4 protein-coding genes and 1 pseudogene are annotated in these 4,131 nt (G+C 74.8%); all 5 read right to left on the bottom strand.

Annotation, left to right across the window (positions count from 1 at the left end; translation table 11 throughout):
- Positions 1-305: 305 nt before the first annotated feature.
- A complete protein-coding gene (locus tag J0670_RS32005; RefSeq protein WP_207815494.1) occupies positions 306-1,235 on the bottom strand; it encodes a hypothetical protein in 930 nt (309 codons plus the stop codon).
- A 4-nt stretch (positions 1,236-1,239) separates the two neighbouring features.
- A complete protein-coding gene (locus J0670_RS32000; RefSeq protein ID WP_207815493.1) occupies positions 1,240-2,319 on the bottom strand; it encodes a thioester reductase domain-containing protein in 1,080 nt (359 codons plus the stop codon).
- A complete protein-coding gene (locus J0670_RS40650) occupies positions 2,316-3,068 on the bottom strand; it encodes a phosphopantetheine-binding protein (protein ID WP_374223209.1) in 753 nt (250 codons plus the stop codon). Before J0670_RS40650 ends, J0670_RS32000 begins: the two co-directional genes overlap by 4 nt.
- Positions 3,069-3,167: 99 nt before the next feature.
- Positions 3,168-3,545: pseudogene (locus J0670_RS40645) on the bottom strand (AMP-binding protein); the annotation flags it as partial.
- A gap of 233 nt (positions 3,546-3,778) precedes the next feature.
- Positions 3,779-4,131: acyl carrier protein (locus J0670_RS31990; protein WP_207815490.1), on the bottom strand; the 353-nt coding region annotated here is incomplete at its 5' end.

Genomic DNA, 4,131 nt, shown 5'->3' with positions numbered 1-4,131 from the left:
CAGCACCGCACCGAGCTGGGCTATGTGCCGTAACGGGAGCATCGCGCCTCCAGGGTCGACTCGGGCCACCGGCCGTCAGCGTACCCAGGAACCCGCCGCGTGGCAGCCCGGCGGATCGCCGTGACGGCCGTAACCCGAACGGCCCGCGAAATTCGCTGTCCAGGTACAGGATCCCGGTGAGGGAGGCAGCACCTGCTGGACGCGCTGTGGGAGGGCCGGCCCGTACCGCGGCTGCTGGACATGGCGGGGCACGTCGCAGTCGCCGCAGACCAGCGGCGCCGTCGCCCGGCACCAGCTCCAGGAGGTCAGGCGCCAGCGCCCTGCGGGAGGGTGTACTCCAGGGCGATCGCCGTCCAGGAGCGCGGGCTGGAGGCGAGCAGCATGACCAGGTCGCCAGGCGCCAGCAAGCCCCGTCGGGCCAGGGCCGCCAGGGAGATCAGCGGGTCCGCAGAAAAGCAATGCCCTACCTCATCGGCCAGCGGTGCGTAGGCGGCCCCGGGGAGGCAGCCGGCGGCGGCGGTGAGGAAGTCCCGCGACGGCTCGCCGAAGTGGCCGGTCACCAGGTGGCGGAAGTCGTGGGCGGCGACGGGGAGTTGTTCCAGGAGCGCGGAAACGACCGTCTTGACGGCTGGGACGGTCGATAGCGCCCGGCGGGTGGTCTCCCGGCTGGCGTCGGTCCGGCCGAGGGCTGCGGCGCCCGCGATCCGGAAGGCCGGGCCAACCGGTTCCGAGGTCACCAGGCAGGTGGCGGCGCCGTCGCTGAGAACGGTGGTGCCGTAGTCGACGAAGCGGGTCAGACCGGTGGTGAACCGGTCCGCGGTGACGAGCAGGACGGAATCCAGCCGCTCCGCGAGGAGCAGGGCTCTGGCCGTTCGCAGGCCCGGGCCCAGATTGCCGCAGCCACCGGCGGCAACCGTCTGGGCGGCCGGACCGGCCAGGCCCGCCGCCGCGGCGAACGTCCACAGGTCCTCGGACGCGGTGATCCCGTGCGGCGTCTCGGTGCAGTAGACGACCGCGCCGGGTGCGGTTGCGGTGAAGCTCAGGGTGCCGGCCGCAGCGGCGGCCGCGAGGAGGGGCGGGGGCTCGTCCGCGATGCGGCAGTGCCGGATGCCCTGGGCGTGCAGGAGCGGCAGCCGCCGCGCCACACCCTCGTCCGCCAATCCGTCCACCGCCACCGCCTCGCCCAGTTCGTAGGAGATGGCGCAGATGTACGCGTCGTATCCCGTGTGCGGCATGCCGTCATCTCCCTGTCCGTGCGCGGTCCGTCGCCAGCGTCTCGCAGAGCCTGGTGAGCAGCTGGGTCTCGGACGGCGGGTAGCCCTCGGTAAAGGCGTCGCCGAGGACGGCGCGCGCGTTGACCGCTGTGGCGTCGGTGCCGCGGGTGAACGGGGGCCGGCCGCCGAGCACGAGGGCCGGCCGGGTCAGCGTCCCGTCGCCGGTGCGGCCGGCGGTCTCGGTGAGGACGTCTCGCCAGTGCGGGTAACGGGCCCGGGCGAGGCCGTGGCCGGCTGCGGCCACGGCGTCCAGGAGGCCGCTCCACTCCAGCGGCCGCAGCCCGGTGAGGTGGTAGGCGCGCCCGGTGCCCGCTGGATGCGCCGCGAGCGCGCAGATCACCGAACTCACCCAGTCGACGGGCCCCAGCCGCAGGACCGCGTCCAGGTCGGGCGCGACGCCGAGCCGCAGGGCCGCCGCGAGAACCTGCACCAGCAGGTCGTCCGGGTTGTGACCGCCGGTCGTGCTGTTGACGAACAGCCGGCCCGTGCGGTGGACGGCGACCGGCAGCCCACGTTCGCCGGCGGCCGCCACCAGGCGGTCGGCCACCCACTTGCTCTGGGCGTAGCCACTGCCCAGTCCAGAGGCCTCCGGCAGTCGCAGCGCCTCGTCGGGCCCCGTCGTACCGAGGACGGACAGCGTGGAGATGTGGTGGACGGGGGTGCCCTGCTCCGCAGCCAGTCGCAGGACCTCACGGGTGCCGCCGACGTTGACGGGTTTGAGGCTCTCGTAGGGCAGTGCCAGGCTGACCTGGGCACCGGCGTGGATCACGAGGTCCACACCGCGCCCCAGTGCCGCGAAGGCACCCGCGGTGAGGCCGAACGACGGGCGTGCGAGGTCGCCCGGGACGGCGCGAACCCGTCGGCCCACGGGCGCCGTGAGGCCCTGGCGGGACGCGGCCGCTCGCAGTCGGCGCAGGGCGGTGTGGGCGTCCGGCGCGCGGACCAGGCAGCGAACCTCGGCGGCGCCCGCGGCCAGAAGCTCGGCGAGCAGGTGCGCGCCGAGGAAGCCGGTCGCCCCGGTGAGCAGAACGGTGCGCCCCTTCACCGGTTCCGCTCCAGCTGCGCCTCGGTGAACGGGTCCAACAGGGCGTCGCGTTCCAGATCGTCCGGAGCCGGTCCGGAGCTGTCAGCGGTCCGGACGGCGGAGTGCGGGGCCCCGCGGGTTTGCGGGGTGTGGGCTTCAAGGTCCGGACCGGATCGCAGCTGGGCCGCCAGTGCCGCGGCGGTCGGCGCCCGGAAGAGCGCCGACGCGGGCAGGAGGAGGCCCAGTTCCCGGTTCACCTCGTCCGTCAGCCGCATCGCGGTCAGTGATGTGCCGCCGAGCTGGAACAGGTCGTCGTCGCGCCCGACCCGGGCGGTGCCCAGTGCTCGGGCCCAGAGCCCGCAGAGGACCTCCTCCAGGGCGTCGGCCGACGGCGCCGTGGGACGGTCGTCCTGACGCGGGGCGGGCGGTTCCGGGAGGCCGCGCCGGTCGACCTTGCCGCTCGGGGTGAGCGGGAGGGCGGCCGCCTCGACGATGACGGACGGCCGCAAATGGGCCGGCAGCCCGGCGGCCAGAGCCGCCGTCAGGTCCTGCGGCAGCCGGGGGTCACCGCGTCTGTCCGGCTCGGCCACCACGTACCCGACCAGGACGTCGTGCCCGCCGCGCCGCCGCAGGGCCGCGGCCGCGTCCCGCACCGCGGGGTGGCGGCGCAGCGCGGCCTCGACCTCGCCCAGCTCGATCCGGAAGCCCCGCAGTTTGACCTGCCCGTCCGAGCGGCCGAGGAAGCGCAGCCGGCCCGCGAGGTCGTACACGACGAGGTCGCCCGTGCGGTAGAGCCGCTCGCCGGGGCCCGCAGACGGGTCGGGGAGGAAGGCGTGCCCGGTCAGGTCGGGCCGCCGGTGGTAGCCGGCCGCCAAGGCGGCGCCGCCGATGAACAGCTCACCAGGCACGCCGCGCGGGACCGGCCGCAGGTGCTCGTCCAGGACTTGGAGCCGGGTGTTGGCGATCGGGTGTCCCAAGGGGACCGACGGAAGGTCCAGGTCGTCCGGGCCGACCCGGTGGACGGCCGTCCACACGGTGGCCTCGGTCGGACCGTAGAAGCTCCAGAGCCCCACCGGCCAGTCCAGCAAGGTACGGGCCAGGTCCGCGGTCAACGGCTCGCCTCCGACGAACAGGCGCCGCAGTGCCCCGCCGCCCGGCGGGCCCGGGCGGGCCACCTCGCGGGCCACGGACGGGGTCAGGCATAACACGCTCACCCGCTCGTCGCGGACGAGTGCGTGGAGGCGGTGCGCCGAGCGCTGCCTCGCGCAGCGTGAACGTGGTACGAAGCGACTCGTGCCGGGCGACCAGGGCGGTCAGCGCCGACCGCAGTGCCCGCCGGTCCAGCGGTCCTTTGACGCGTACGGCCACGACCGGCTCCTGGTACACGGCGGTCGCGGTGGTGTCGGCCGTGGCGATCCGGTGTTGGAGGTAGAGGCGACGCTGGGCGGCGGTCGCCGGGAACGCGTACACCTGCACGGGCTCAGGCACCGGTGTCCCCGCTCCCCCGCGGCGCCTCGCCGCTCCCTGGGGCGTCGCCCTCCGGTAGGGGCGGGCGGTGGAGCGGGACACGCGGCGCGCGCGGGATCACGGTCGCCCGCGGCGGGTCGTGCCGCCCCTCGGCCACCAGCCGCGACATGGTCGCGGTCACGCCCTCCACGGTGGGATCGTCGAGGAACTCCCTGAGCGGGAGCTCCACGCCCGTCTCGTCGCGCAGCAGGTACAGGAACCTCGCGGTGCTGATCGAATCCCCGCCGCACGCAAGGAAGTTGTCCCCCGCCCGCACGGACGGGACGCCGAGGACCTCCTTCCACAACTCGATGATCCGCCCGGCTT

Source organism: Streptomyces sp. FH025, from assembly GCF_017427025.1.
Lineage (GTDB): Bacteria > Actinomycetota > Actinomycetes > Streptomycetales > Streptomycetaceae > Kitasatospora.
Note: the sequence above shows the minus strand (reverse complement) of the source record. Positions and strands in the feature narration are given on the sequence as shown.